Raw genomic sequence first — 22,440 nt, 5'->3', positions numbered from 1 at the left:
ATTACTCCTTTTGTCCAATAAAAATATAATGATGTGAGCTTCCCTCACAACTATAGGGTTCATAGAGCTCAAAGCTGTTATACTCACCTATATAGAGCGGCTTAAATGGCGCAAAAATCTCTTTAAGCTCATCTGTGCTATCAACAAAGCGTATATAACTCACTTCTTCAAGCCTACCCTTTAGACTTACTTCACTCAAGCCATTATCTAATACCTTTGTGATACATTTGTTATAGCCATTTTGCCTGCTCATCATGGTAAAAAAGCATATACCACCCTTAGAGCTCATCTCATAAAATTCATCTACCTGCCTTCTTAAATGCGTATTGTTAAGATAATACAAACTCTGATTAGCAAAAATCATATCAAAGCTTAAGGGGGCACTATTTTTGTCTATGAAAAGATTCTTTAGACTTTGATTGGGGCTAATTAAGCGCGCTCTATCTCCTATTTGAGCTTTAGCTAAATCTATAGCTTGGCTAATAATATCCACACCATAGACCTCAAAGCCCCTCTCTTGGAAATACTGCGCATGTACTCCATTACCACAACCAAAATCAAGTATCCTCCCGCCCTTTAAACCTAAACTATAGAGACAAATTCTTTGATAGAATCTAATCACATGCCCCTCAGGATAGCATATCCCATAGCCTTTGGCGTATTTATCTACATAAGCATTCTTACTTGAAATCTCTAGAGTTTTACTGCTAAGAGAAGGTGTATGCCCCCCCCCCCGCGGCTTAGCGGGGTTAAAGTGTTGTTTTTCATTTGTTCTCCTTTATATTTGCTTGTATATTTGCTTGGCTTGTGCCTTGCAATGATTTTTAGCATTGCTTTTTGGTTTTTAGCTTATTGTCGGCTCTTTGCTTACACAAGATGGCGAAGAATCTCTAATGGAATCCAAAAGGTGCGGCTAGTGATTTAGGCATATTTGGGTATAGATGTTTGGCTCACTACGCTCCATCAATATGACAAACTTTGCTACCCGCAATGCTAATTGGATTGTCATTCTAAAGACTCATAAAGCCTTATTTCTCCCATACAGGGTTTTTAAGCACCCATTTGCCAAAACTATCTTTTGTGAAAATATCACGATTATAGAATTTATCGATAATTGCCCAGAATTCACTCTCCTTATAGCCCGCAAATTGGCAAAAATCTTGCACTGCCTTTGGGTCAAGATTATGGTCTCTAAGCCTTACTAACTCTATGGCTTGCTCCCTATCTATCATACCATAGCGGATAAAGCGCGCAGCATAGTCTGTAGCACACGCATGCCCAAATTTAGGATACTTCATCCACGCATGCACAAGATACCCCATAGAATCTACTTGGTCAAATTGCTCAGCGCACATCGTTCTATCCCATTCTCCAACCAAATCATGGAAGCCGCGACTTTTGGCAAAAATGTAGTTTGAATATGAATTCCAAGGGACGAAATATGAAAGATAAATAGGATCGATTTGCTTAAAAGCTAACGGGGGGGGGGGCTATAGTTAAGTCTAAGTCTTTAATTGAAATATTTTCATCAACAAGTTCTTCTAAAGCTATATCACTTGCTACGCCATTACTTAAAATTTCTCTCGCGCTATATGTTTCCTCACTATCGCCGCCGCCGTATTCATAGCTGACATTCTCGCCATAAACAAGCAAAGGTGTATTAAACTTCAAAGCCATATGAATAGGGTAAGTATAAATCAGTCTATCAATAAACCAAGTGGGCTTGCCATATTTTTCAAACGTTTTGCGCATTAATGCCTTTTGCGTGCGAATATCGGGCTTTAGGGTGATAAGATGACAGCCAAATTCCCTAGAAATATTACGCAAATTATGCTTGCCTGCCTCAGTCATTGAGAAATTATCCTCCACAGAGAATAAAATAGGATTCATACCCATAACTTCCTTCATCATATATGTTTGAAAATGTGAATCTTTCCCGCCACTTACAGCAATAGCACAATCCCAAGAGTTACCATTGCTCCCGCGATATTTATCACAAAGCGTTTTGAACTCCTCAAATCTCGCTTCATAATTCACTTGCTTTTTACGCTCGTGATTCTTACATGGCATACACACGCCATCTTTATCAAAGCTAATACCCGGACGCGTATCGGGCATAACGCACTTTTTACAATATTTCATTACTACTCCTTTTAGTGAAAATGAGGCTAAATTCTAGCTTGAAAAAATTAATTTGAGTGTTCTTTACGCCTTTCTGGCTTGCTTCAATAATTCTTAAAGATACCTTAAAGCTAAGGGCTTTATCAGCGCATTAATTTAAATTTATGTGTTATAATCCCCGCTCAAAATCCCCAAAATAAGCACTTTTAGCATTAAAGGCAATATATGCAAGATATTAAAAAACTCTCCATTCTCCCAACTACCACCCTCCAAGAAGCCTTAAAGATATTGGGCATTTATGATGGAGTGCGCTTGCTTGTGGTCGTTGATAAAGATGATAATTTTTTAGGCATTATCACAGACCCAGACATTCGCCGCGGGCTTACCAAGGGCTTAAATCTGCAAAGCCCCGTAGAATCTATAATCCAAAAATCTCCAATTACTGCTTCAATTAATGATAGTAAGCAAAAGCTTATTAGCTTATCTGCCAAACATAATATCTATGAAATACCCATAAGAGACCAGAATGGGCGTATTGTCGCTATAGAATCTATCTCTTCGCTCCTTAGAGATACCCGATTTGATAATACGATTGTCATTATGGCTGGAGGGCTAGGTATGCGCTTGCGTCCACTTACAGAATCTCTCCCTAAACCCATGCTTAAGGTGGGTTCAAAGCCTATCTTGCAGATTATTTTAGAGCGTTTCAAGGCTCAAGGCTTTAGTAATATTGTCCTTTGCGTGAATTACAAATCTCATATTATTGAAGATTATTTTGGCGATGGAGGGCGCTTTGGGCTAAATATCATCTACATTAAGGAGCAAAAGCGCTTAGGGACTGCGGGGGCTTTAAGCTTGATTGATAAAGAGGTGCTAGACCAAGGGAGGGATAAAAGCTTCTTTGTGATGAATGGGGATATATTAAGCGATATTGACTTTACAAAAATGCTCTCTTTCCATAATCAAAAGAATGCCCACGCGACTATGGGGGTTAGGGAGTTTAGCGTGCAAGTGCCTTATGGCGTGGTAGAATGTGAGGGAGATAAAATCACCTCTTTGGTAGAAAAGCCCATACAAAATGTTTTAGTCAATGCGGGTATTTACTGCCTTGATAGCGAAGTCCTACCACTCATACCCAAAGATACATTTTTTGATATGCCTAGCCTCTTTAATGCCTTGCTTCAACGTGGAGGCTACACAACACTCTCATATCTCCTCACAGATTATTGGATCGATATTGGTGCACATGAAGAATATGAAAGGGCAAAAAATGAATTTAGATTTTAAGGGGGGGGGTTCTTCGCTTGTTTCACAGGCTCTAGGCATGACAAAGCATTTACTAGTAATTTCAAAAAGCAATTCTCCACACTAAAGGGTTCAATGACAAACTAATTTGCCTTTGTTGAAGTTCAGCCTCTTTGCTTCAAAAGCCTTAAAGATACCTCTACACTTTATGGGCTTTTAGCAAAATTGGGGGTGAGTAAGAGTCTGCGATACCCTAAAAATCTTTAATCTGCACAATGAAGTATTAAAACTCTCAAGATTCCCTAAAAGTAATGTGAGATTCTTTCAAATATAACGCCCTATAACACTTAAGGCTTAAAGCCATTGATAGCTTCAATGACTATTTGCACTTCTTTAGTGCTCATCACAGGGCTTATAGGGAGAGAGAGCACTTCTTTATGGAGCTGCTCTGTAATGGGTAAATGAAGATGATTGTATTCCTTATAGGCTGCTTGCTTATGCGGAGGGATAGGGTAGTGAATAAGTGTTTCTATCCCCTTTTGCGCTAAATAGCTTTGTAATTGCTCCCTTTGAGTACAACGTACCACAAAGAGATGCCACACATGCCCCTCCTCACTTGCACATTGAGGGAGGATAATATGTGTATTATGGATATGGTTTCGATATAAGCGTGCAATCTCTTTTCGTCTTTTATTATCACTCTCTAGCATTCTAAGCTTTATGCGTAGAAACGCCGCTTGGAGCTCATCAAGCCTTGAATTTAAGCCTTTATATATATTCTCATATTTGATATGTGAGCCATAATTCCCTAAGGCTTCAAGCTTTTTAGCTAAAGCTTCATCTTGTGTAACTACCGCCCCACCATCGCCTAATGCCCCTAGATTTTTCCCCGGATAAAATGAGAATCCACCCACATCACCTAATGCCCCTGCCATTTTGCCCTGATACACCGCCCCATGAGCTTGAGCGCAATCCTCTATAATAGAGAGTTTATATTTTTGTGCAATATCCCAAATCTTTTGCATTTGAGCTACTTGCCCATAGAGATGCACGACCATAATCGCCTTTGTGCGCGGAGTGATATGAGATTCAATAGCATTGACATCAATATTATAATCCTCCAAACTTGGCTCTACAAATACAGGTGTGCAGCCACTATCACTAATAGCCAAAATAGAGGCGATATAAGTATTTGCCCCTACGATAATCTCATCTCCCGCCCCTAAATCAAGGGCTTTAATAGCTAGACGCAGTGCATCTAAGCCATTGGCACAGCCTATGCTATGCTTTACCCCACAATATGCCCCAAACTCCCGCCCAAAAGCCTTATTTTGCTCTCCGCGTACATACCAGCCACTCTCTAGCACCGCTTTTGTGGCAGACTCAAACTCTGCTTGAAATCGTTTATTAATTTTGACTAAATCTAAAAATGCTACCATTTCTCTCACCTTTGATTTATTATAAACTTGCTATATATTTCATATATCCACACCCAAAGCCTATAGTACAAGCAAACATAGTGCAAAAAGCAAGAACACAAGAGCAAAAATCGAGCTTATAATACATCGCTTTTTATACTTTTTATATTTTTGATAGTGTAAATCTAGGTTTGCATTTAGCTTATGGGCTAGGGCTAAAAATGCCTTAAAGTCAAACCCATATGTTTTATAAAGCTCTTGGCTTCCCTTTTGAGTAGCACAAGATTCCATAATTTGCCAATACCCCCACATTTTGCGCATTAAAATAGGTGAGGTTAGAGCGATTTGCCCTAAAATAAAGCCCTTATGCTCTTCTTTGTAGCCTAAACCCAGCTCGCCTAACTCTTTAGCAAATACATTTTGCACTAAAGTAGAGGGCATAGAGAGATAGCAATCTAAAAGTTTAGGGATTTCCATATTTTCTCTATTGGTGGTGGCTTCTACCCTATGAGAGATATTACTCCCTCCTCCCACGCGATAGCAGACAATCGCCTCATCTAATCGCACAATCTCCCCATGAAGCAAAAGCTTAATATGCATTTGCGTATCTTGCTGATTGCACATTGCCCTATCAAGCGGATAGAGGATATGTTGAAATACCTCACGTCTTATAGACATACCCGGGGAGGCAAGGGGCGTGCCTTTAAGGAAAAGATGAGCTAAATACTCCTCCCTGCTTTTGTGCTTTAGCCGCACTTGTTTTGAGCTTTTGTGATTATTTATATCCATTTCTCTAAGCGTTGGGTAAATCGCCGCTGCATTTGGGTTTGCCTCCCAAGCTTGCTTGAAAACCTCTAGGGCGTGAGGTTCTAGCGCATCATCACTCGCGCAAAAGACTAAATACTCCCCGCTCGCGTGCATAAAAGCCGTATTTAAAGCAGCATTTATGCCTTGATTAAACTCATGTCTTATTAATTTAATGCGACTATCCTTATAGGCTAAAATCCGCTCTACATTCTCATCACTTGAGCAATCATCTACAATAAGAAGCTCAAAATCACCAAAACTTTGAGCAAGTAAAGATTCTATAAAATACCCTACATAGTCTTGGTGATTAAAGCTGGGTGTGAGGATAGAAAATAAAGTCATATTGTTATGCTCCTTTTGCAAGCTTGTAGCATTAGCATGCTCCCTTTTTTGCTAAAAAATGTTGAATATATCTATCCATTGCTTGGAGCATTTTATACTTTAGCTTTGTATTCTTACTACGCATGGCTATGAGTGCATTTTTTGCTGGGGGGGGGGGGGGAAGAGATAAAGAATTTACCAAGCTTTCTTAACTCCTCTAAATATGCCATATCTATATGCTCATTTTCTAAGACTTCATGCAATGGCACAGAGGTTAAAAGCCTATAATTCCTATAAGCAAAGTATAAAAGCTCCACATAACGCGCCTCAAAATACAAATACATATCTTTATAAAACATCGCATTTAATAGTCTCTGCCTCTGCGTACTCAGACTTTGAAAAATCCCATTGCTAGTGATACGATACACACTATCCACTTCCGCGCTAAAATAGCTCTCCCCCTCATGGAGGGCAAGGAGATTTCTAAAGCTATCCCCACGATATGAAACCTCGCAACTCTCACTCTCTAATGTGCGCATTTTTTTAGGCACGCCATTTTTAAAAACCACATTTCTATACACTGCACTTGAAGTATGCCCCATAAATGCCCTTTGTGCTAAAAAATCGCTAAAACTACAGCTCCTTGCCTCTCCTTTAATATATAAAGCCAACGCTCCATCTTGCTTTAGAATCTGTGTATTGCCCGTGTAAATGCTATAGCTTCTATGCTGCTCTAAAAAATCTAAAGCCTTTTGCAATTTATCAGTACTTAGCCAATAATCATCTGGGTCTAGCACGCAAAAGTAATTACTCTTTATCATCTCATAAGCGCGCAAAATATTTTTATAGAGTTTTTGGTTTGTTTTTGATGGCAAAAGATAGATATTACTATGGGCTTTCATATAAGCTTTAATAATCTCTAAGCTCCCATCAGAGCTGCAGTCATCAGCGATAATCACACAATAGCTATAGCTACACTTTTGTGCCAAGATAGAATCTAGGCATTGAGTGATAAAGCTTGCGCGATTATAGCTAGGGACAATAATGCTTATATCCGCTTCATTAGTAGCAATCATACTTAAACTCCTCATACACCTGCTGCACTCTTTGCTTGTCTAAATGATCTTTTATCTTAAATTCCGCCAATGTATCGCAAGTATCTACAATATCCACAAACTCTAAGATTCTATGATATTGTGGGCGGTTGTTAAAATCATGCACGAGAATTGTTGTGTCTTTCACACAATGATACAAGGTTGCTAGCACACAAGCCACACGAAATCTCCCATCAATAAATACGAGCTTAAAATCTTTATTGAAACTAAAAGCCCTTTGTGAATATTCCGGATAAAATGCCCTTTTCTCATCATTTATCGGTATGCCCCAATCCCCCACCTCACCAATATCAATATGCTCTATATGCAGCCTTCCTAAAGCAATGGCATTTTTAAGAATCTCCCATTGTGTAATGTGCTCTATCCATTGCATACTAGACTCCACACTTGTAATGTCTAAATCTGAATATAAAGTAGCCAAAAATGTAGAGCCTCCAGAGCCAAATTCTAAATAGCATACACGCCCCCCCCCCGCGGTCATTTTCTTAAATTTCGCAGTCAAATACGCCCTTTCATTATTTGAGAGTTGTATGGGATAAAGTGTCGGCTCGCTTCTTTGCCAATCTTCTTTCAAAGCCTTTTGTAAAGCCTTTTGCTTTTTATGTGCTTCGTAAAATTTTAACATCACGTTTCTCCTTGGTTTTGTATTTTAGAGATATTTTGCATATCGCTTTTTGGCTTGCTTAAAATCATCGCAAGAGAAATTAAAATAATAATTTATCTCATCTTCTCCCACTACCTTAGCCCCAAAACGTTTATGGAATGCTACCACTCTTTGATTGTCTTTTCTCACATCAAAATGTGCTTTTGCAAATGCTAATGTAAAAAACGCAAATTCATATATGCAAAGGGCAGATTCTATCGCGCATACCTTTGGCGCACCCTCTCTAATAATCCAACTCCCCCAGCAAAAGCTATCCCCTCTAAAGTCATACATTCTCACCAAACCAAAGGGTTCTAAAGACTTAGATTCTATAACAAAATAAAACTCTCTCCCCTCCTGCTCTCTGTGCTTATACTCACTTATCCAGCGCCGCTGGCTAGCACAATCTATACTAGAGAGATATTGAGCTTTTTTAGAATCTCCCCTTAAAGAGACGATAAACTCCGCATCATCTAACTCAATAAGTCGCAAATTAATACTTCTCCCCTCTATTTTATGTCGAGTAATGGCATACCTTGTGCATTTATCACTATTGTACGCATTTCCCTCTTTTTGCAATGTAGATTCAATTTTACCCTTTCTCTTTTCCTTATTTTTGCTTTTATCCCCATATTCTACGCCTTTAAACTCCCTCATTAGACTTGTTTGCCTCTCATCGTATATGAAGAAATAAAGAACAAAGAAGGCAAAATAGAGAGAAGAAAATAACACCTTAAGGCATTAATGCCCCCCCCCCCGCAGGGGAGTGCTTAACATCTGAATCTTGCATATAACCAAAGTATTTGCTGGCACATCTTTAGTAATTACCGCCCCCGCACCTATTAGGGCATTCTCCCCTATGCTCACCCCGGGTAAAATCACCGCCCCCGCCCCAATGCTCGCGCCCTTTTTGATAATAGTCTTTGAAAAAGCTTGAGGATAGATTTTAGAGCGTGGGTATTTGTCATTACTAAAGCTCACATTAGGACCAATAAATACATTATCTTCAATCCTTGTGCCATCCCAGAGTTGCACACCGCATTTAATGGTTACATTATCACCAATGCACACATCATTCTCAATAAAGCAATGCGCGCAGATATTGCAATTCTCCCCTATGCGTGCATTTGCTAACACCACGCAAAATTGCCAAATACGCGTATTTGCCCCTATATGAGGGCTTTGCACGTCTGAAAGTGGGTGTATCATCTCACCTCCTTTAAAAACTGCTCATAGTCTCTTATATATTCGCCCTCATCATAATAATCACTTGCTAAAATCATAAGCTTTGCCCCGTATGAGAAATTTCTCATCTCTCGCCATATATTTGTGCCAATGTATAGCCCTATATCAGGGCGATTTAGCCATATAGATTCCCTCTTTTTGCCATTATCAAGTACAAACTCACACGCCCCGCAAATAGCTATCACAACCTGTTCTAAATGCTTGTGAGCGTGCTTGCCCCGCACTTCATTGGGAGTGGTGTCATAAATATAATATACCCTTTTGATACTAAATGGTATATTCCTCTCTCCCTCTAAGGCTACAAGCTTCCCCCTGCTATCAGCCTTAGGGGCTAAGTCTAACAAGCGATAATTCATCTTAAGTCCTTATATAAATTAAGATAATAGGCTAAAGTCTTTTCCATACCAGATTCAAAACTCTCTTGTGGCTGCCAAGTAAGGGCTTTTGCAATCTTAGTAGAATCTATGCCATATCGCCTATCATGCCCAGCCCTATCCTGCACAAAGCTTATTTGCTCGCGATACGACCCTGCCTTTTTAGGAGCTAATCTATCAAGCTGTGTGCAAATATAATGTGCAATCTCTATATTTTGCTTCTCGCAATTCCCTCCTATGCAAAAGCTCTCCCCAAAATATGAGGAATGAAACACCATATCAATAGCCCTGCAATGATCCTCCACATAGAGCCAATCGCGCACATTTTTACCATCTCCATAGATAGGAATATCCCTCTGCATGAGGGCGTTACGGATAATAGTAGGGATAAGCTTTTCATTATGCTGCTTTGGTCCATAATTATTAGAGCAATTAGTAACAAAGCTTTTAAGCCCATAAGTGTGAAAATAGCTTCTCACAAGCATATCGCTACTTGCCTTAGAGGCAGAATATGGCGAGTTTGGCGCATAGGGAGAAGATTCACTAAATAAGCCGCTAACCCCCAAAGAGCCAAAGACCTCATCAGTACTGATATGGTGGAAAACACAATGGGCTTTATTTGCTTTAGGTTTATGGGGTGCGCTAAACCAAGCCAAATAGGCATTATGCAAGAGATTAAAAGTGCCATTGATGTTTGTTTGCACAAAGCTAGCAGGATTACTAATAGAGTTATCCACATGCGAGCACGCAGCAAAATGTATCACATACTCAATCTCAAACTTTGCAAAAAGCTCTTTTATCAATGCTTCATCACAAATATCACCCCGTATAAAGGTATAGTTTTGATGTTTCTCTACCCCGTGGAGATTAGCAAGATTCCCAGCATAAGTCAGTAAGTCAATATTGATTATGTGGTAATTGGGATATTTTGCTAAAAAATAGAGGATAAAATTACTCCCTATAAACCCCGCTCCCCCTGTGATTAAAATATTTTTCATACAACCCTCTTTTTGCTTTTACTCTTTTTGCATTATACTCTAATATCTTTGCTTATGGGCTTAGCTTAAATGATGAAATGTCGTTACCAGCCATTGGGGGAGCATAAAATAGAGGTGGAGAATCTCTGTGGGATTCTATAGTAGATAAGGGAGATTCTTCGGCTCACGCTCTAAACATGACAAAATAATTTACCTTGCGGGTAACTAAGTTTGTCATGTTGAGCATTTGCAAAATGCGAAACATCTCTGCTCAAATCACTAGTCGCACTTCTTGCATATCTTTTAGTCATTCTTTTATTGAAAGTGAATGGTACGAATTAATACGATTCTTTTCTGTGGCTTATGCTAAAGGCATAGATAATAAGTTCTCTATCAAGTATTTCACAAATAATGCGGTAATCTCCCACGCGATAACGCCAAAACCCTCCCAAATTCCCAATTAAGGGCTTACCTTTACATCGTGGATTTTCTAGGGTTTCTAGCTCTTGTGTAAAGTCTTTTATACGCTTTTGCGTGATTATGTCAAGCTTTTTGAATTGCTTTTGGGCTTTCTTGGAATACACAAACTGCATTAAATACCCAACTCTTTATAAAATTCATTAGCTGCCTTGCCGCTCTCCCCATTTATGCGCTCCTTGCGCCCCTCATAGGCTATGCTAAGGTCTTCTAACTCCTCTATATAGGCTAAAAGTGCCTTTTGCATAAGCTCCTTTTGTGTGGTGTTCTGCTCTTTAGCAAACTTTTTGTAAAGCTTTTCTATGTTGTTAGGTAAATCAAGCGTAATACTCATAGCCTCTCCCTTAAAACTTAAGATAATCCATTATAGCATTATTAGATTTTTCAAACCTTGCAATTTTTGCTTAAATTTAGCCTTAAAGCTTTGTGAATTTATGGGAAATATGCTTTTTGGGTGTGCGTTAGTTCTTCGCACTAGATATGGTAATGAGGCTAAACCTACCCTCGAGGGAAATGAGTTTGTCATGTCTTCACCCCCGCAAAAGGGGGGAGAATTTGGGCTTTCTAGTAGGTTTAAAAGAGATTCTTTAGCCCAGCTCTCGCAAGGCTAAAGATATGAGAATAAATCTAACCTGCAAGACAAATGAACCTTTTGCAAGCACCCCTTAATCTATGCGGAAATGCGCACCTTTGCTTTCTTTACGTGCTAAGGCGGAGCTAACGATCTTTTTTGCTACAAGAAGTCTTAATCGTAGCATACGCCCGATGTTTGATTCAAGCATTACTTCAATCCCACCTAATGCCGAATCTAAGCTACTTTGAGAGCGGATTATGCCCACCTTATCCCACATAATTTCACGCAAAACATTCTTTAGCTTCACATCGCCCTCTTTCTCTAGCTCCTCTTGGCACAATGGAAAATGTGCAACGCGTGTGCGAATGGGGTTATCCACAATATGCTGGGCTACAATCTTGCCAAAGACAAGCCCCTCAAGTAAAGAATTAGAAGCCAAACGATTAGCCCCATGCACGCCATTACACGCGCATTCTCCCACGGCATAGAGATTACTCATACCCTTAACAAGCCCATTTTTTTCCACAGCTATGCCCCCCATTGAATAATGAAACGCAGGAGCAATAGGAATGCGCTCTTGTGGAACATCTAAATATGTGCTTAAATCGCGATAAATATTAGGAAAGCGGCTTTTAAAGCCCGCCTTAGAAAACACACTTACATCTAAAAACGCTCTTTTTTTGTGCTTAGTGCAATAATCCATAATCCCGCGTGCGACTATATCTCGGGGTGCAAGCTCCCCACGACTATCATAATCAAACAAAAAGCGCACTCCATCTTCACTAACAATGACTCCCCCCTCCCCGCGCACAGCTTCAGAGATGAGATATTTCCTTGCTTGAGGGTTTGAGACATAAGCTGTAGGGTGAAACTGCAGCATTTCCATATCTTGCAAGGCAAGATTATGCTCTAAAATAATCCCATGCAAATCGCTGCTAATGGTATAGGCATTGGTATGGTATTTAAATAACCCTCCAACCCCTCCACTTGCGATCACTATATGATTAGCATAGAGATTATGGACGCCTAATTTTGTCTGCACGCATACGCCATAGCATTTATCCTCTTCAATGAGCAAATCCACGACCTCTGCGTTTTTCCACAAAGTGGCTTTGAGGGAATTAATAAGATGAGTATGGAGATTTCTCCCTGTAGCATCACCTCCTGCATGGACTATACGCGCCTTGCTATGCCCACCCTCTTTAGCATAAAGCAAGCGATTATGTCTATCTCTATCAAGCTCAAATCCGCTCTCTATAAGCCCTTTTAGCACTTCAAGGCTATTATGGGTAAGTATTTCTACGCATGCTTTGTCATTGAGATTAGAGCCCGCTAGCAGTGTATCTTTGCTATGTGAGGCTATATCTTTTGCATCTCTTGCTATGCTAATACCCCCTTGTGCGTAAAAGGTATTACACTCCCAAGGTTGGGCTTTACACAAAATAAGCACCTTTAAATGAGGAGGCAAGGCAGCGGCACAATACAAGCCCGCTACGCCCGCACCGATAATAATCACATCATATTCTCCCATATTTACTCCTCGCTTTGTGCATGGCTTGGGGCTGGTTTAGAATCTATCTCTTGGAATAAGATTTTCTGCTCTTTTCTCTCCGGGAGTTCTGCTTGTGAATCTAGGGAAGTTTCCCCAAGAGGGGTTTGCTGATAAAATGGAGCTGCCTTATAGCCACAGCCTCCGCTAAGAAAGGCAAAAATAAACGCCAAATATGCTAAAATCACTTTATGAAAACAACGACTATGGCTCATATACTCTCCAATATTACAAAGGACTATCCAACTCTAGGATATAAGCTTAAAGAACAAAGCGAAATCACACATTTTAAAAATACCTTTCTTACGCCTATTCAAAGAGAGCAGCTCCTTTTTATCACACTCAAAAATAATACATTGCTTTTTGCTTTTAAACATAAGGCTTTGTGTGTAGAATTTAATCATTATAAGCACAAACAAATAATAGAGAGTTTAAAACAGCACAAAGAGCACTTTCCTATCCTAAGTGCTATCCAAAAAATACACGCCTATGTGCCAAGCCATATTCTCTGCCCTCCGCCTAAACCTCAATACTTGCTTACATTCTATGAGCATTCTGATGGGAGCTTTAAGAATCTCGCACAAAATGAGCAGATTCATAAAAAAATAGAGGCGTTGCGCTTAAGCATAAAACGACGATGGGAAGCACAAAATGGAAAGTGAAACGTCGCATTTGCTTTTTAGCCTTGCGAACTTGCCTGCACAATCTGGCATTTACCAATACTTTGATAAGCAAGGCAACCTCCTTTATATAGGCAAAGCAAAAAATCTCAAAAATCGCATTAAAAGCTACTTTAGCATTGATAAAACACATATTAGCCCTAAGCCAAACTTAAGCCCTAGAATCACCCTTATGGTATCTCAAATCGCTTCCATTCACACGCTTTTAACCAATAATGAGCAAGACGCACTTATCCTTGAAAACTCCCTTATTAAAAGCCTCAAACCTAAATATAATATCCTTTTACGCGATGATAAAACCTACCCCTATATTTATATTGATAAATCCCTGCCCTACCCTCGATTTGACATCACACGCTGCATACTCAATAAGCCTAAGATTCGCTACTTTGGACCTTTTGTAAGTGGGGCTAGGGATCTCCTTGATAGCCTCTATGACATCTTACCCCTTGTGCAAAAACGTTCCTGCATAAGAGGTAAAAAAGCCTGTATGTTCTTTGAAATACAAAAATGCCTAGCCCCTTGTGAGGGGAAAATCTCACCACAAGCATATGCCAATCTCATCACAAAGGGCATACATTTAATTGAAAACAAAAAAGCCCTTTTAGCAATTTTAGAAAGCAAAATGCACACCCTCTCAGAATCTTTGCAGTTTGAAGAAGCTGCCAAAATACGCGATAGAATCCACAAAATCGCTCAAATGAAAAACCAATCGATTATTGATATATTAAGCGGAGATTATGATGTATTTATCTTGGCTAAAGATGATAGACAAGATTCAGATATTGCTAGCCATATTTTGCTAAGACTTTTTATCCGCAATGGACGCATTATCTCTAGCGATTTCTCCATTTTGCACCAAGATATATTTGAAGAGAATCTCCAAGAGCTCTACACTCAAGCCCTTTTAAATGCCTATAAAGCCCCTATGCCCCTTATGCCTAAAGAAATTTTAATACCTGATTTTGACTTTAAAGACTTATTATCCTTACAGCAGGTATTACAAGCCCAAACACAAAGTAAAGTGAAAATACTCCAGCCCAAAAAAGGCAAGAAAAAGGAGATTCTCTCTTTAGGATTAAAAAACGCCCTTGAAATACTCTCCCTCCATAAAAAGGAGCATAATGAGCATGAGATTCTCTCCAGTTTGCAAGCATTATGCAAGCTTCACTCCACTCCTTATAGAATCGAAGTCTTTGATACCTCTCATCATAGCGGCACACATAATGTCGGGGCAATGGTTGTATATGAAGATATGCGTTTTATAAGCGCAAAATACCGCAGATATGAGCTTAGCGCAAGTGATGAATACTCACAAATGAGAGAAATGTTAAGTCGCCGATGTGCGAAGTTTGAATCTTCTCCCCCACCAGATTTATGGCTGCTTGATGGAGGCAAGGCACAAATTAATATAGCCCTTGAAGTCTTGCAAAGTGTGGGAGCAAATGTTGATGTAATGGCTATTGCAAAATTTAAACACAATGCCAAAGCCTACCGCGCTAAGGGGAATGTGCTTGATATATTACGCACACAAGATGGGGAATTTAAACTAAAAGCAAATGATAAGAGACTACAATTGTGCCAAAAGCTACGTGATGAGGCTCATCGATATGCTATAAGTTATCATCGCTATAAGAAAGTCAAGGCAAGTAATAAGGTGCAAATTATGGGGGCAAACCAATATAGCAAAGCACAAATAAAAAGGCTTTTAGAGTATTTTGGCTCTTTTGAAGGGTTGCAAAATGCGACAAAAACAGAGATTGAATCTGTGCTGAAAAAACGACAAAATCACAATAAAGAATCCCTATGAATAGCATATATGACACGACTTTAGGCATTCTATCAAAACATTTTAGCCAATGCCAAACCATCATAGAAGCCAAGCAAGCTAGCCAAGATGAGCTTTTAAAACTTTTACAAGACAATCCAGATTCAGAAAATGACATTCGCTTAGCTATTTTGCATTTTTATCATCAAAAGGGGCTAAGCTCCTTTGTGCGCTATGATAAACACCAACTGCAAATTATCACGCGCATTAAAAACCACACACATAATATTTATATACAAAAAATTTGTGAGTTTTTAAGAAAGCATAAAAGCACGCTTTATATCCAACAGCCCCAAAAAAGCGATTTTGACGAGCTTTTTGCATTTATAGATAGCACATTTGATTCACAAACCCAAAGCACAAAGCGAGATATGATTAAAACTGCTCTAAGAAGTGTATTTGGCATAAAAGCACGTGATGGATTGTTTTTCAAAAATGGGAATGTTACATTAAAAAAATTTGATCAAAAAATCGTGCAAATTAATAGTGAAATCCGCCAAATTAGCGCCAAAATGCACATTAATGTACTCAATAATGAAGATATTCACCTGATTGAAAAGGCGCTCCAATCAGTGAATATCCAAAGTATTATTATGCAAAATACCATTCAAATCCTAGAGCATGATATTGATTTAGGAAGTATTGATAATGTCCTTTTTAATCAACGATTTCTCTTTTTCTCTATACAAAAGCTCCGTTTATTCCTTGAAGAACTGCCTTTGGGTGGGGTAGATTCGCTTGCTAAGAGTATGTATTGCATGGGATTAGCCCAGCAATATGCATGGGTGATGTTTGAAATTGTGGCTAAAGAGCTTTTAGAATTATGTGCTAAAAATAATGCCCATGCCATTGCTTTTCTTGAATTTTATAATGGCGGGTCTATCGCATTAGGCGAGAGGGTCTATACCAAGCCGCCTATTATTGATAAAAATGGCAATCTCTACACTTTAGGGCTTATCCAAGAAATTCTGCATAATAAAAGCATTGTAGAGGTTGATATTCAAACCATGCAAACGCAAGTAGATACGCTTGAAGAGCAAATCTACACACTCACAAATCAACTCAAACAAGATGAGCTAAAATTAAAAGACTATGAGCATAAAATCCAAGCATATAAAGAAGAGCTAGAAGCAAAAAATAAGGAATTGCGCCTGCTTGTGGATAAAAAATCCCCAAAAAAGGAAGTGGATAGCTTAAGTAAGAAAATTAATGCCCTTATCGTAGAGAAATCTCAACTTATCACAGATGAAGAAAAAATACAAAAAAACCAAGCCAGCCTTGATAAACAGCATATGAGCTTGCTGCTTTCTCAACAAGAAGTGCAAACTAAAATTAGCTACGCGCTTAAAACCCATAAACAACAATTCTTGCAATATGACTTGCTTTTACGTGCATTAGGCAATGCCCTAGAACGTGGGAAGGAAATTGTATGAAAACACTTTTGCATTCCATTTTAAATAGAATCTCATTTGAAGCTAAAACTACTATTTTAGTATGGATTATTGTTGTAGGTTTTGGGCTTATAGTGAGTGTAGGAGTGCTTGCACTCATAGGGCTAAAAAGTGAGTTTGATATAAACTCATCTCAAAATCACAATATCCACACCCTTATGCTGCTTATACAGAGTGATACCCAAGATAAACAGCACCTGCCGCATTTACTCCATGTATGGGAGCAATACAAACTCCAAAATACCAACACACGACTAGATAGTGCGAGTATTCATTTACGCAAATGGTATGCACAAACCTTTATGCCAGATGAATATCAGCAAATCCAAGATATTGTCTCTCAAAAATATATGCTTATAGAATCTATTGATAAAGCCTTTATCCAGCAAAATATAGCTGCTTTGCCTGCATTACTTAAAGAGCAGATTTTGCTCTCTTTTGATATGGCGTTTTATGGTAAGCAAATCACTGATTCACTCTATCACAATACCTTTATTGTGTTGGCAATTTTTATGTGCATTGTCTTTGCAACTATTATTATCCTCTCACTCTCCATACGACGCTCGATTAATACCAATCATCTTCTTTTAGAGCAACTGGTGCATTCTAAGACAAAAGAACTCCAAATCCTTAATGCAAATTTGCAAAAATCTATCGATCATGAAGTAGAGCAAAGTCGTAAAAAAGATTTGATTATGTATCAACAAGCGCGCCTTGCTTCTATGGGTGAAATGATACAAAACATCGCCCATCAATGGAGGCAGCCCCTTAACTCCCTTATGGTGCTTATACAGAGCTTTAAAAGCAAAGCTATGCAAAATAAACTTGAAGTAGATTTTGTCTTGCAACAAACCCAATATGGTATGAAAATCGCCACAGAAATGTCAAATACGATTGAAAACTTTCGCAATTTTTTCCGCCCAGAGACCAATACTGAGCTCTTTGAGCCTTATGCAAGTATCCATGACGCAATAGAGTTATTAAAGGAGCAATTAAGGGAGAATCTCATCTCTATCCATGTGAGCGAGCCTGAAAAGCATATCAGCATTAAAGGCTATCAAAATTCCTTTATGCAGGTCATTTTAATCCTTATTAATAATGCCATTGACGCACTTAAATTAAAGATTCAAAACGAAGATAATTTTGACACACCATGTATAGAAATTTTATTATATAAGGTAGGATATAATATCACTCTTTGCGTGAAAGATAATGCCGGAGGTATCCACCTAGAAGATAATTCAAAGGTGTTTGAGCCTTATTTTACCACTAAGCATAAATCCGCAGGCACAGGTGTTGGTCTCTATATGGCAAAGCAAATCATTGAGCGGCAGTTCAATGGCAGTATCAATGTATCAAATACACAATGGAATACAAACTATTTTGGAGCAGAATTTACTATCAACATACCAGCACAAAAGGACATTAATGAAACTTGACGCACTAAGCAAACTGACTATTCTTTATGCAGAAGATGATATTGACACCGCAAATCTAACAAGTATGGTGCTTGAAGACTATGTAGGACGTCTTTTAATAGCCAAAAATGGGCAAGAAGCCCTAAGTCTTTTTAAACTTCATAAGGTTGATTTAGTCCTTACTGATATTTTAATGCCTAAAATGAATGGAATTGAACTCATCAATGCCATACGTCACTCAACCACGCATCCGGATGTGCCTGTTGTTATCACTACCGCGCACACCGAGACAAAATACCTCCTTGATGCGATCCGCTTACGCGTAGATGGCTATATCTTAAAACCTATAAATATTGAAGAATTGCTACACGTGCTCAACAAAGCCATATTGCCATTTTTGCAAGCTGATGAAATTGCTTCAAAAAATCTTTTGATTAATGCCATCTCTACCTTTGTAGGGGGTAAGAAGATCGCCATTATCCAGTTTTTACTCGCAAATTGTGACGAAGATAATATTTTTTATGGCTCTTATGAAAATATCATCTCTCATCTCAATGTCAGCAAGCCCACTATTGTAAAAACATTTAAACAACTCATCGATACGGGCATATTGATTAAAATTAAAAATAAAGTCTATAAAATCCACCCTGATTTAAACAAAAATATCAAAGATAATATCCCCTAAAAGGGGCTCATCTCTTGACACACAAAAAAGCTTTATATATAATCGCACTTTTTTGTGTATAGCACCAAAAGAACTCCTTTAAAGTCATTTATACCATTCACACCAAAGATTCTATAAATACTTTAAACTTCTTAATCTTCGCTTGAACTAAGGGAATTTTATGGCAGATAATAAACGAACTCACACGCCTGTAGAAGGCTACCAGCTTGAAGAACTCCGAACTAAGAGTATCAAATACCTCATTAGTATCGCCGAAGAAGTAGGTGTAGAGAATCCAAGCGATTATCGCAGGCAAGATTTAATTTTTGAGATTCTCAAAGCCCAAGTCAATCAGGGGGGATATATCCTTTTTTCAGGTATTTTAGAAATCACCAATGAAGGCTATGGCTTTTTACGTGCGCTTACAGAAAGCCTTGCTGATAGCCAAAATGACACATATGTCTCTCAATCCCAGATTCGCCGCTTTGCCTTACGTAATGGTGATATTGTTACAGGGCAAGTGCGCCCTCCAAAAGACCAAGAGCGCTATTATGCCTTGCTGAAAATTGAAGCCATCAACTATATGTCGCTTGAAGAAATTAAAAACCGCCCCCTCTTTGATAATCTCACTCCACTTTTTCCCCACGAGCAGCTAAAGCTTGAATATGAGCAAAGCAAAGTTACAGGCAGAATGCTTGATCTCTTTAGCCCCATTGGTAAGGGGCAGCGCGCCCTTATCGTAGCCCCGCCACGTACAGGTAAAACAGAGCTTATGAAAGAATTAGCCCATGGCATTGCTAAAAACCACTCCGAAGTCGAGCTTATGGTGCTTTTAGTCGATGAGCGTCCTGAAGAAGTTACAGATATGGAGCGAAGTGTGCAGGGGCAGGTATTTAGCTCTACATTTGATATGCCAGCTACCAATCATATCCGCGTAGCAGATTTGGTTATTGAGAGCGCTAAACGCAAGGTTGAAATGGGCAAAGATGTGGTGATACTTTTAGATTCTATCACGCGGCTTGCTCGAGCATATAATGCTGCGACCCCATCAAGTGGGAAAGTCCTAAGTGGTGGTGTAGATGCAAACGCACTGCATAAGCCCAAACGATTTTTTGGTGCAGCGCGTAATATCGAGCAAGGTGGGAGTCTTACGATCATTGCTACAGCACTCATAGAGACAGGCTCACGTATGGATGAAGTGATATTTGAAGAATTCAAAGGCACAGGTAATAGTGAAATCGTCCTGGCCCGCTCCATTGCTGATAGGAGAATCTACCCCGCATTTGATGTCCTTAAAAGCGGTACGCGCAAAGACGACCTCCTCCTTGGCAAGGACAATCTCACAAAAATATGGATGCTTCGCAATGTTATGCACACAATGGATGATGTCGAAGCCCTTAGCTTTATTTACTCAAAAATGAAGCAAACGCGTGATAATGAAGAGTTTTTAAATATGATGAACACTCAAGAATAAGGATTATTTATGCGAGCTGGCGTATTTGATAGCGGTGTGGGTGGGCTAAGTGTCCTTAAAAGCCTAATCAACGCCAAGCTTTTTAAAGAAATCATCTATTATGGTGATACCGCACGCGTCCCTTATGGTGTGAAAGATAAACAAACCATCGTGCAATTCTCCCTTGAAGCCCTTGACTTTTTCGCCCCACATCATATTGATATTTTAATCGTAGCGTGTAATACCGTGAGTGCATACGCCCTAGAAGAAATGCAAGCAAAATGCTCTATTCCTATTGTGGGTGTGATAGAGCCCGGAGTCCTAGCTGTGCAAAACAAACTCACAGATACAGATTCTCAAATTTTAATCATTGCCACACGTGCGACTATCGCCTCAAGCCAATATGAAACAAGATTGCGCAATATTGGATTTTGGAATCTCACAAGCCTAGCCACAGGGCTTTTTGTCCCCATTGTGGAGGAGGGATTGCTAGAGGGTGCAGTGTTAGAGAGTGCCTTTGATTACTACTTTAGCTCTCTTGCCACACCGCCTAAGGCTATTATTTTAGGCTGCACGCATTTCCCGCTTATCGCCCCTGCCCTTAGCTCATATTTTAAGAATCAGAGCATTCTTATTCATTCAGGCGAGGCGATTGTGGAGTATTTAGAGCGGCATTTACATCTCTCATCACGTTATGGACTTGAATCGCTACAATTCTATGCCAGCGATAATCCTGCCATGCTTACACAAATCGCCCAAAAGTGGCTAAGCTAACGCTAAATGCTAATACTCAAATAAGGAGCGATAATGAAAAAATACAAGAAAAAAATCAATTTTGATGTTTGCACTTTTTGCAACCATGCGTGCGATTTCTGCTCAAATCCGGATAAACGCACTAAAAAAGCCAAAACAAGCTATAAAGATTTTATGCAAGCTATGGATAATGTTTTAACCTATGTATCAACTGATGAGCTAGGGCTATCTGCTAAGGGTGAGGTATGCTTAAATGAAGATTTAGAAGCCATTATTTGGCATTGCAAACATATCTATAAAATCCCTTATGTGTATATAAGCTCTAATGGCGCGCTTATGAATCCAGCGCGAGCCAAAGCCCTGCTGCAAAGTGGCTTAGATTCTATAAAATTCTCTATTAATGCCATAGACCCACTGCATTATAAAGCCATACATGGCAGAGATGATTTTCAAAAAGTGATTGATAATTTTTACGCACTTTTAACATTAAAAGAGCAGGAATTCCCGCATTTGAAGCTCTTTATAAGCTCCGTGCTCACCCCCTATAATACACAAGATCCTAAAAATGCGTTTTTAAAAATCTTTGGTAAGAGGGCATATTTGATTAATGCGATATTGCCCTATAAGCGCGTAATCACACATAAAGAGCATTTAACGGGGGGGGGATAAAGCAAACATCGCATAATCCCTCTCATATCGCTACTCTAAAAACCTATCACAAACCCCTCTGTCATACCCCATTTGATGAAATTTACATTAACGCTGATTGCTCTCTCATTCTGTGTTGCAAAGACTATTTTAATAGTATTAATTTTGGCTCTTTACTTACCCATGATTTTTTAGAGCTCTATACCTGCAAGGCTTTTGAAGATATTAGATATATGCAAAAAACAGGCAATTTCCCTCCATATCACTTGTGCAAACAATGTTTAGGATTATAGAATGAAACAACAAGGCAACCCCGAAATATCTCTAAGCGAATCACCAGTCGTGCTTTTTGGTGTTTTTGAAAGCGATTCTCTAGCAGATAAGAGAGATTCTTCGGTCGCACTTCGTGCTCCCTCAGAATGACAAAGTAAATTTCCTTGCAGGTGTTTATTATGTGTGGGTTTCCCTTGCGGGTAGCAAAGTTTGTCATTCTGAGGGGCTTCAGCCCCGAAGAATCTCTGTGGGCGACTAGTGATTCCTTTAGAGATTCTTCGCAATGCTTGGAATGACAAACTTGGAGAGTCGTTAGCGAATCTCTTTTTTCTTTTTCTATAAGAGGGAGGGGCTTAAATGTGCAAGTATGGGCTGGTGCTATGCACAAGCGCGAAGTCCAACATAC

24 protein-coding genes and 1 pseudogene are annotated in these 22,440 nt (G+C 39.2%); 10 read left to right on the top strand and 15 right to left on the bottom strand.

Annotated elements, in window-relative coordinates:
* Nucleotide 1: 1 nt before the first annotated feature.
* Together CQA63_RS01555 and CQA63_RS01545 are read right to left on the bottom strand one after the other, a co-directional pair.
* Nucleotides 2–622, bottom strand: coding sequence for a class I SAM-dependent methyltransferase (locus CQA63_RS01555; protein ID WP_233706614.1), 621 nt, complete (start codon nt 620–622; stop codon nt 2–4).
* 406 nt (nt 623–1,028) lie between these two features.
* Nucleotides 1,029–2,142: pseudogene (locus CQA63_RS01545) on the bottom strand (N-acetyl sugar amidotransferase).
* A gap of 204 nt (nt 2,143–2,346) precedes the next feature.
* Here CQA63_RS01545 and CQA63_RS01540 point away from each other — a divergent pair.
* Nucleotides 2,347–3,408, top strand: a complete 1,062-nt coding sequence (locus tag CQA63_RS01540; protein ID WP_104700030.1) for a nucleotidyltransferase family protein — start codon at nt 2,347–2,349, stop codon at nt 3,406–3,408.
* Nucleotides 3,409–3,713: 305 nt separating this feature from the next.
* Here the strand turns inward: CQA63_RS01540 and CQA63_RS01535 are convergent, their stop codons facing one another.
* From CQA63_RS01535 to CQA63_RS01475, 12 genes are all read right to left on the bottom strand, one after another.
* Nucleotides 3,714–4,805, bottom strand: a complete 1,092-nt coding sequence (locus tag CQA63_RS01535; RefSeq protein ID WP_104700031.1) for a DegT/DnrJ/EryC1/StrS family aminotransferase — start codon at nt 4,803–4,805, stop codon at nt 3,714–3,716.
* A 60-nt stretch (nt 4,806–4,865) separates the two neighbouring features.
* Entirely contained in the window at nt 4,866–5,933 is a 1,068-nt protein-coding gene (locus CQA63_RS01530) for a glycosyltransferase family 2 protein (protein WP_104700032.1), read from the bottom strand.
* A gap of 116 nt (nt 5,934–6,049) precedes the next feature.
* Nucleotides 6,050–6,988: a glycosyltransferase family 2 protein gene (locus CQA63_RS01525; protein WP_170128348.1), complete on the bottom strand. Its 939-nt coding sequence runs from the start codon at nt 6,986–6,988 to the stop codon at nt 6,050–6,052.
* The gene (locus CQA63_RS01520; RefSeq protein WP_233706615.1) at nt 6,975–7,652 is read right to left on the bottom strand and encodes a hypothetical protein; all 678 of its coding nucleotides are present in this window, start codon (nt 7,650–7,652) and stop codon (nt 6,975–6,977) included. Before CQA63_RS01520 ends, CQA63_RS01525 begins: the two co-directional genes overlap by 14 nt.
* Before the next feature lie 24 nt (nt 7,653–7,676).
* Nucleotides 7,677–8,327: a GNAT family N-acetyltransferase gene (locus CQA63_RS01515; protein WP_233706616.1), complete on the bottom strand. Its 651-nt coding sequence runs from the start codon at nt 8,325–8,327 to the stop codon at nt 7,677–7,679.
* A gap of 84 nt (nt 8,328–8,411) precedes the next feature.
* A complete protein-coding gene (locus CQA63_RS01510) occupies nt 8,412–8,879 on the bottom strand; it encodes an acyltransferase (RefSeq protein ID WP_115511807.1) in 468 nt (155 codons plus the stop codon).
* Nucleotides 8,876–9,271 (bottom strand): sugar 3,4-ketoisomerase, encoded by a 396-nt coding sequence (locus CQA63_RS01505; protein WP_104700035.1) that lies wholly within the window; start codon nt 9,269–9,271, stop codon nt 8,876–8,878. The genes CQA63_RS01510 and CQA63_RS01505 overlap by 4 nt, the downstream gene beginning before the upstream one ends.
* Nucleotides 9,268–10,287, bottom strand: coding sequence for a dTDP-glucose 4,6-dehydratase (gene rfbB / locus CQA63_RS01500; RefSeq protein WP_104700036.1), 1,020 nt, complete (start codon nt 10,285–10,287; stop codon nt 9,268–9,270). The genes CQA63_RS01505 and rfbB overlap by 4 nt, the downstream gene beginning before the upstream one ends.
* A gap of 317 nt (nt 10,288–10,604) precedes the next feature.
* On the bottom strand, nt 10,605–10,859 hold the full coding sequence (locus CQA63_RS01495; RefSeq protein WP_104700037.1) for a type II toxin-antitoxin system RelE family toxin: 255 nt from the start codon (nt 10,857–10,859) through the stop codon (nt 10,605–10,607).
* Nucleotides 10,859–11,077 carry a DUF6290 family protein gene (locus CQA63_RS01490; protein ID WP_104700038.1) on the bottom strand — a complete coding sequence of 73 codons (219 nt, stop codon included), beginning with the start codon at nt 11,075–11,077 and terminating at the stop codon, nt 10,859–10,861. Before CQA63_RS01490 ends, CQA63_RS01495 begins: the two co-directional genes overlap by 1 nt.
* A 331-nt stretch (nt 11,078–11,408) precedes the next feature.
* Nucleotides 11,409–12,848: an L-aspartate oxidase gene (nadB, locus tag CQA63_RS01480; RefSeq protein ID WP_104700040.1), complete on the bottom strand. Its 1,440-nt coding sequence runs from the start codon at nt 12,846–12,848 to the stop codon at nt 11,409–11,411.
* A gap of 2 nt (nt 12,849–12,850) precedes the next feature.
* Nucleotides 12,851–13,081, bottom strand: coding sequence for a hypothetical protein (locus CQA63_RS01475; RefSeq protein WP_104700041.1), 231 nt, complete (start codon nt 13,079–13,081; stop codon nt 12,851–12,853).
* Here CQA63_RS01475 and CQA63_RS01470 point away from each other — a divergent pair.
* From CQA63_RS01470 to CQA63_RS10480, 9 genes are all read left to right on the top strand, one after another.
* A complete protein-coding gene (locus tag CQA63_RS01470; RefSeq protein WP_104700042.1) occupies nt 13,058–13,528 on the top strand; it encodes a hypothetical protein in 471 nt (156 codons plus the stop codon). The two genes, CQA63_RS01475 and CQA63_RS01470, sit on opposite strands and share 24 nt — an antisense overlap.
* A complete protein-coding gene (uvrC, locus tag CQA63_RS01465) occupies nt 13,518–15,356 on the top strand; it encodes an excinuclease ABC subunit UvrC (protein WP_104700043.1) in 1,839 nt (612 codons plus the stop codon). Before CQA63_RS01470 ends, uvrC begins: the two co-directional genes overlap by 11 nt.
* Complete coding sequence (locus tag CQA63_RS01460) at nt 15,353–16,807, top strand: coiled-coil domain-containing protein (RefSeq protein WP_104700044.1); 1,455 nt, start codon at nt 15,353–15,355, stop codon at nt 16,805–16,807. The genes uvrC and CQA63_RS01460 overlap by 4 nt, the downstream gene beginning before the upstream one ends.
* Entirely contained in the window at nt 16,804–18,264 is a 1,461-nt protein-coding gene (locus tag CQA63_RS01455) for a sensor histidine kinase (RefSeq protein ID WP_104700045.1), read from the top strand. Before CQA63_RS01460 ends, CQA63_RS01455 begins: the two co-directional genes overlap by 4 nt.
* Nucleotides 18,254–18,928 carry a response regulator gene (locus CQA63_RS01450; RefSeq protein ID WP_104700046.1) on the top strand — a complete coding sequence of 225 codons (675 nt, stop codon included), beginning with the start codon at nt 18,254–18,256 and terminating at the stop codon, nt 18,926–18,928. Before CQA63_RS01455 ends, CQA63_RS01450 begins: the two co-directional genes overlap by 11 nt.
* Nucleotides 18,929–19,088: 160 nt before the next feature.
* A complete protein-coding gene (gene rho, locus CQA63_RS01445; protein WP_104700047.1) occupies nt 19,089–20,381 on the top strand; it encodes a transcription termination factor Rho in 1,293 nt (430 codons plus the stop codon).
* 9 nt (nt 20,382–20,390) lie between these two features.
* Nucleotides 20,391–21,134 (top strand): glutamate racemase, encoded by a 744-nt coding sequence (gene murI, locus CQA63_RS01440; RefSeq protein ID WP_104700048.1) that lies wholly within the window; start codon nt 20,391–20,393, stop codon nt 21,132–21,134.
* Between the two features lie 33 nt (nt 21,135–21,167).
* Nucleotides 21,168–21,782, top strand: a complete 615-nt coding sequence (locus tag CQA63_RS01435) for a radical SAM protein (RefSeq protein WP_233706618.1) — start codon at nt 21,168–21,170, stop codon at nt 21,780–21,782.
* The gene (locus CQA63_RS10480; protein WP_342352868.1) at nt 21,779–22,054 is read left to right on the top strand and encodes an SPASM domain-containing protein; all 276 of its coding nucleotides are present in this window, start codon (nt 21,779–21,781) and stop codon (nt 22,052–22,054) included. Before CQA63_RS01435 ends, CQA63_RS10480 begins: the two co-directional genes overlap by 4 nt.
* On the opposite strand, the gene CQA63_RS09375 is transcribed toward CQA63_RS10480, so the two are convergent.
* Nucleotides 22,049–22,333: a hypothetical protein gene (locus CQA63_RS09375; RefSeq protein ID WP_147288710.1), complete on the bottom strand. Its 285-nt coding sequence runs from the start codon at nt 22,331–22,333 to the stop codon at nt 22,049–22,051. The two genes, CQA63_RS10480 and CQA63_RS09375, sit on opposite strands and share 6 nt — an antisense overlap.
* Nucleotides 22,334–22,440 lie beyond the last annotated feature (107 nt).

It is taken from the genome of Helicobacter marmotae, assembly GCF_003364255.1.
In the GTDB taxonomy this organism is placed as follows: Bacteria; Campylobacterota; Campylobacteria; order Campylobacterales; family Helicobacteraceae; genus Helicobacter_C; species Helicobacter_C marmotae.
Note: the sequence above shows the minus strand (reverse complement) of the source record. Positions and strands in the feature narration are given on the sequence as shown.

Coding starts and splice junctions, on each gene's coding strand:
- CQA63_RS01540 (WP_104700030.1), top strand. CDS start 2,347: ATGCAAGATATTAAAAAACTCTCCATTCTCCCAACTACCACCCTCCAA.
- CQA63_RS01535 (WP_104700031.1), bottom strand. CDS start 4,805: ATGGTAGCATTTTTAGATTTAGTCAAAATTAATAAACGATTTCAAGCA.
- CQA63_RS01530 (WP_104700032.1), bottom strand. CDS start 5,933: ATGACTTTATTTTCTATCCTCACACCCAGCTTTAATCACCAAGACTAT.
- CQA63_RS01525 (WP_170128348.1), bottom strand. CDS start 6,988: ATGATTGCTACTAATGAAGCGGATATAAGCATTATTGTCCCTAGCTAT.
- CQA63_RS01520 (WP_233706615.1), bottom strand. CDS start 7,652: ATGTTAAAATTTTACGAAGCACATAAAAAGCAAAAGGCTTTACAAAAG.
- CQA63_RS01515 (WP_233706616.1), bottom strand. CDS start 8,327: ATGAGGGAGTTTAAAGGCGTAGAATATGGGGATAAAAGCAAAAATAAG.
- CQA63_RS01510 (WP_115511807.1), bottom strand. CDS start 8,879: ATGATACACCCACTTTCAGACGTGCAAAGCCCTCATATAGGGGCAAAT.
- CQA63_RS01505 (WP_104700035.1), bottom strand. CDS start 9,271: ATGAATTATCGCTTGTTAGACTTAGCCCCTAAGGCTGATAGCAGGGGG.
- rfbB (WP_104700036.1), bottom strand. CDS start 10,287: ATGAAAAATATTTTAATCACAGGGGGAGCGGGGTTTATAGGGAGTAAT.
- CQA63_RS01495 (WP_104700037.1), bottom strand. CDS start 10,859: ATGCAGTTTGTGTATTCCAAGAAAGCCCAAAAGCAATTCAAAAAGCTT.
- CQA63_RS01490 (WP_104700038.1), bottom strand. CDS start 11,077: ATGAGTATTACGCTTGATTTACCTAACAACATAGAAAAGCTTTACAAA.
- nadB (WP_104700040.1), bottom strand. CDS start 12,848: ATGGGAGAATATGATGTGATTATTATCGGTGCGGGCGTAGCGGGCTTG.
- CQA63_RS01470 (WP_104700042.1), top strand. CDS start 13,058: ATGAAAACAACGACTATGGCTCATATACTCTCCAATATTACAAAGGAC.
- CQA63_RS01475 (WP_104700041.1), bottom strand. CDS start 13,081: ATGAGCCATAGTCGTTGTTTTCATAAAGTGATTTTAGCATATTTGGCG.
- uvrC (WP_104700043.1), top strand. CDS start 13,518: ATGGAAAGTGAAACGTCGCATTTGCTTTTTAGCCTTGCGAACTTGCCT.
- CQA63_RS01460 (WP_104700044.1), top strand. CDS start 15,353: ATGAATAGCATATATGACACGACTTTAGGCATTCTATCAAAACATTTT.
- CQA63_RS01455 (WP_104700045.1), top strand. CDS start 16,804: ATGAAAACACTTTTGCATTCCATTTTAAATAGAATCTCATTTGAAGCT.
- CQA63_RS01450 (WP_104700046.1), top strand. CDS start 18,254: ATGAAACTTGACGCACTAAGCAAACTGACTATTCTTTATGCAGAAGAT.
- rho (WP_104700047.1), top strand. CDS start 19,089: ATGGCAGATAATAAACGAACTCACACGCCTGTAGAAGGCTACCAGCTT.
- murI (WP_104700048.1), top strand. CDS start 20,391: ATGCGAGCTGGCGTATTTGATAGCGGTGTGGGTGGGCTAAGTGTCCTT.
- CQA63_RS01435 (WP_233706618.1), top strand. CDS start 21,168: ATGAAAAAATACAAGAAAAAAATCAATTTTGATGTTTGCACTTTTTGC.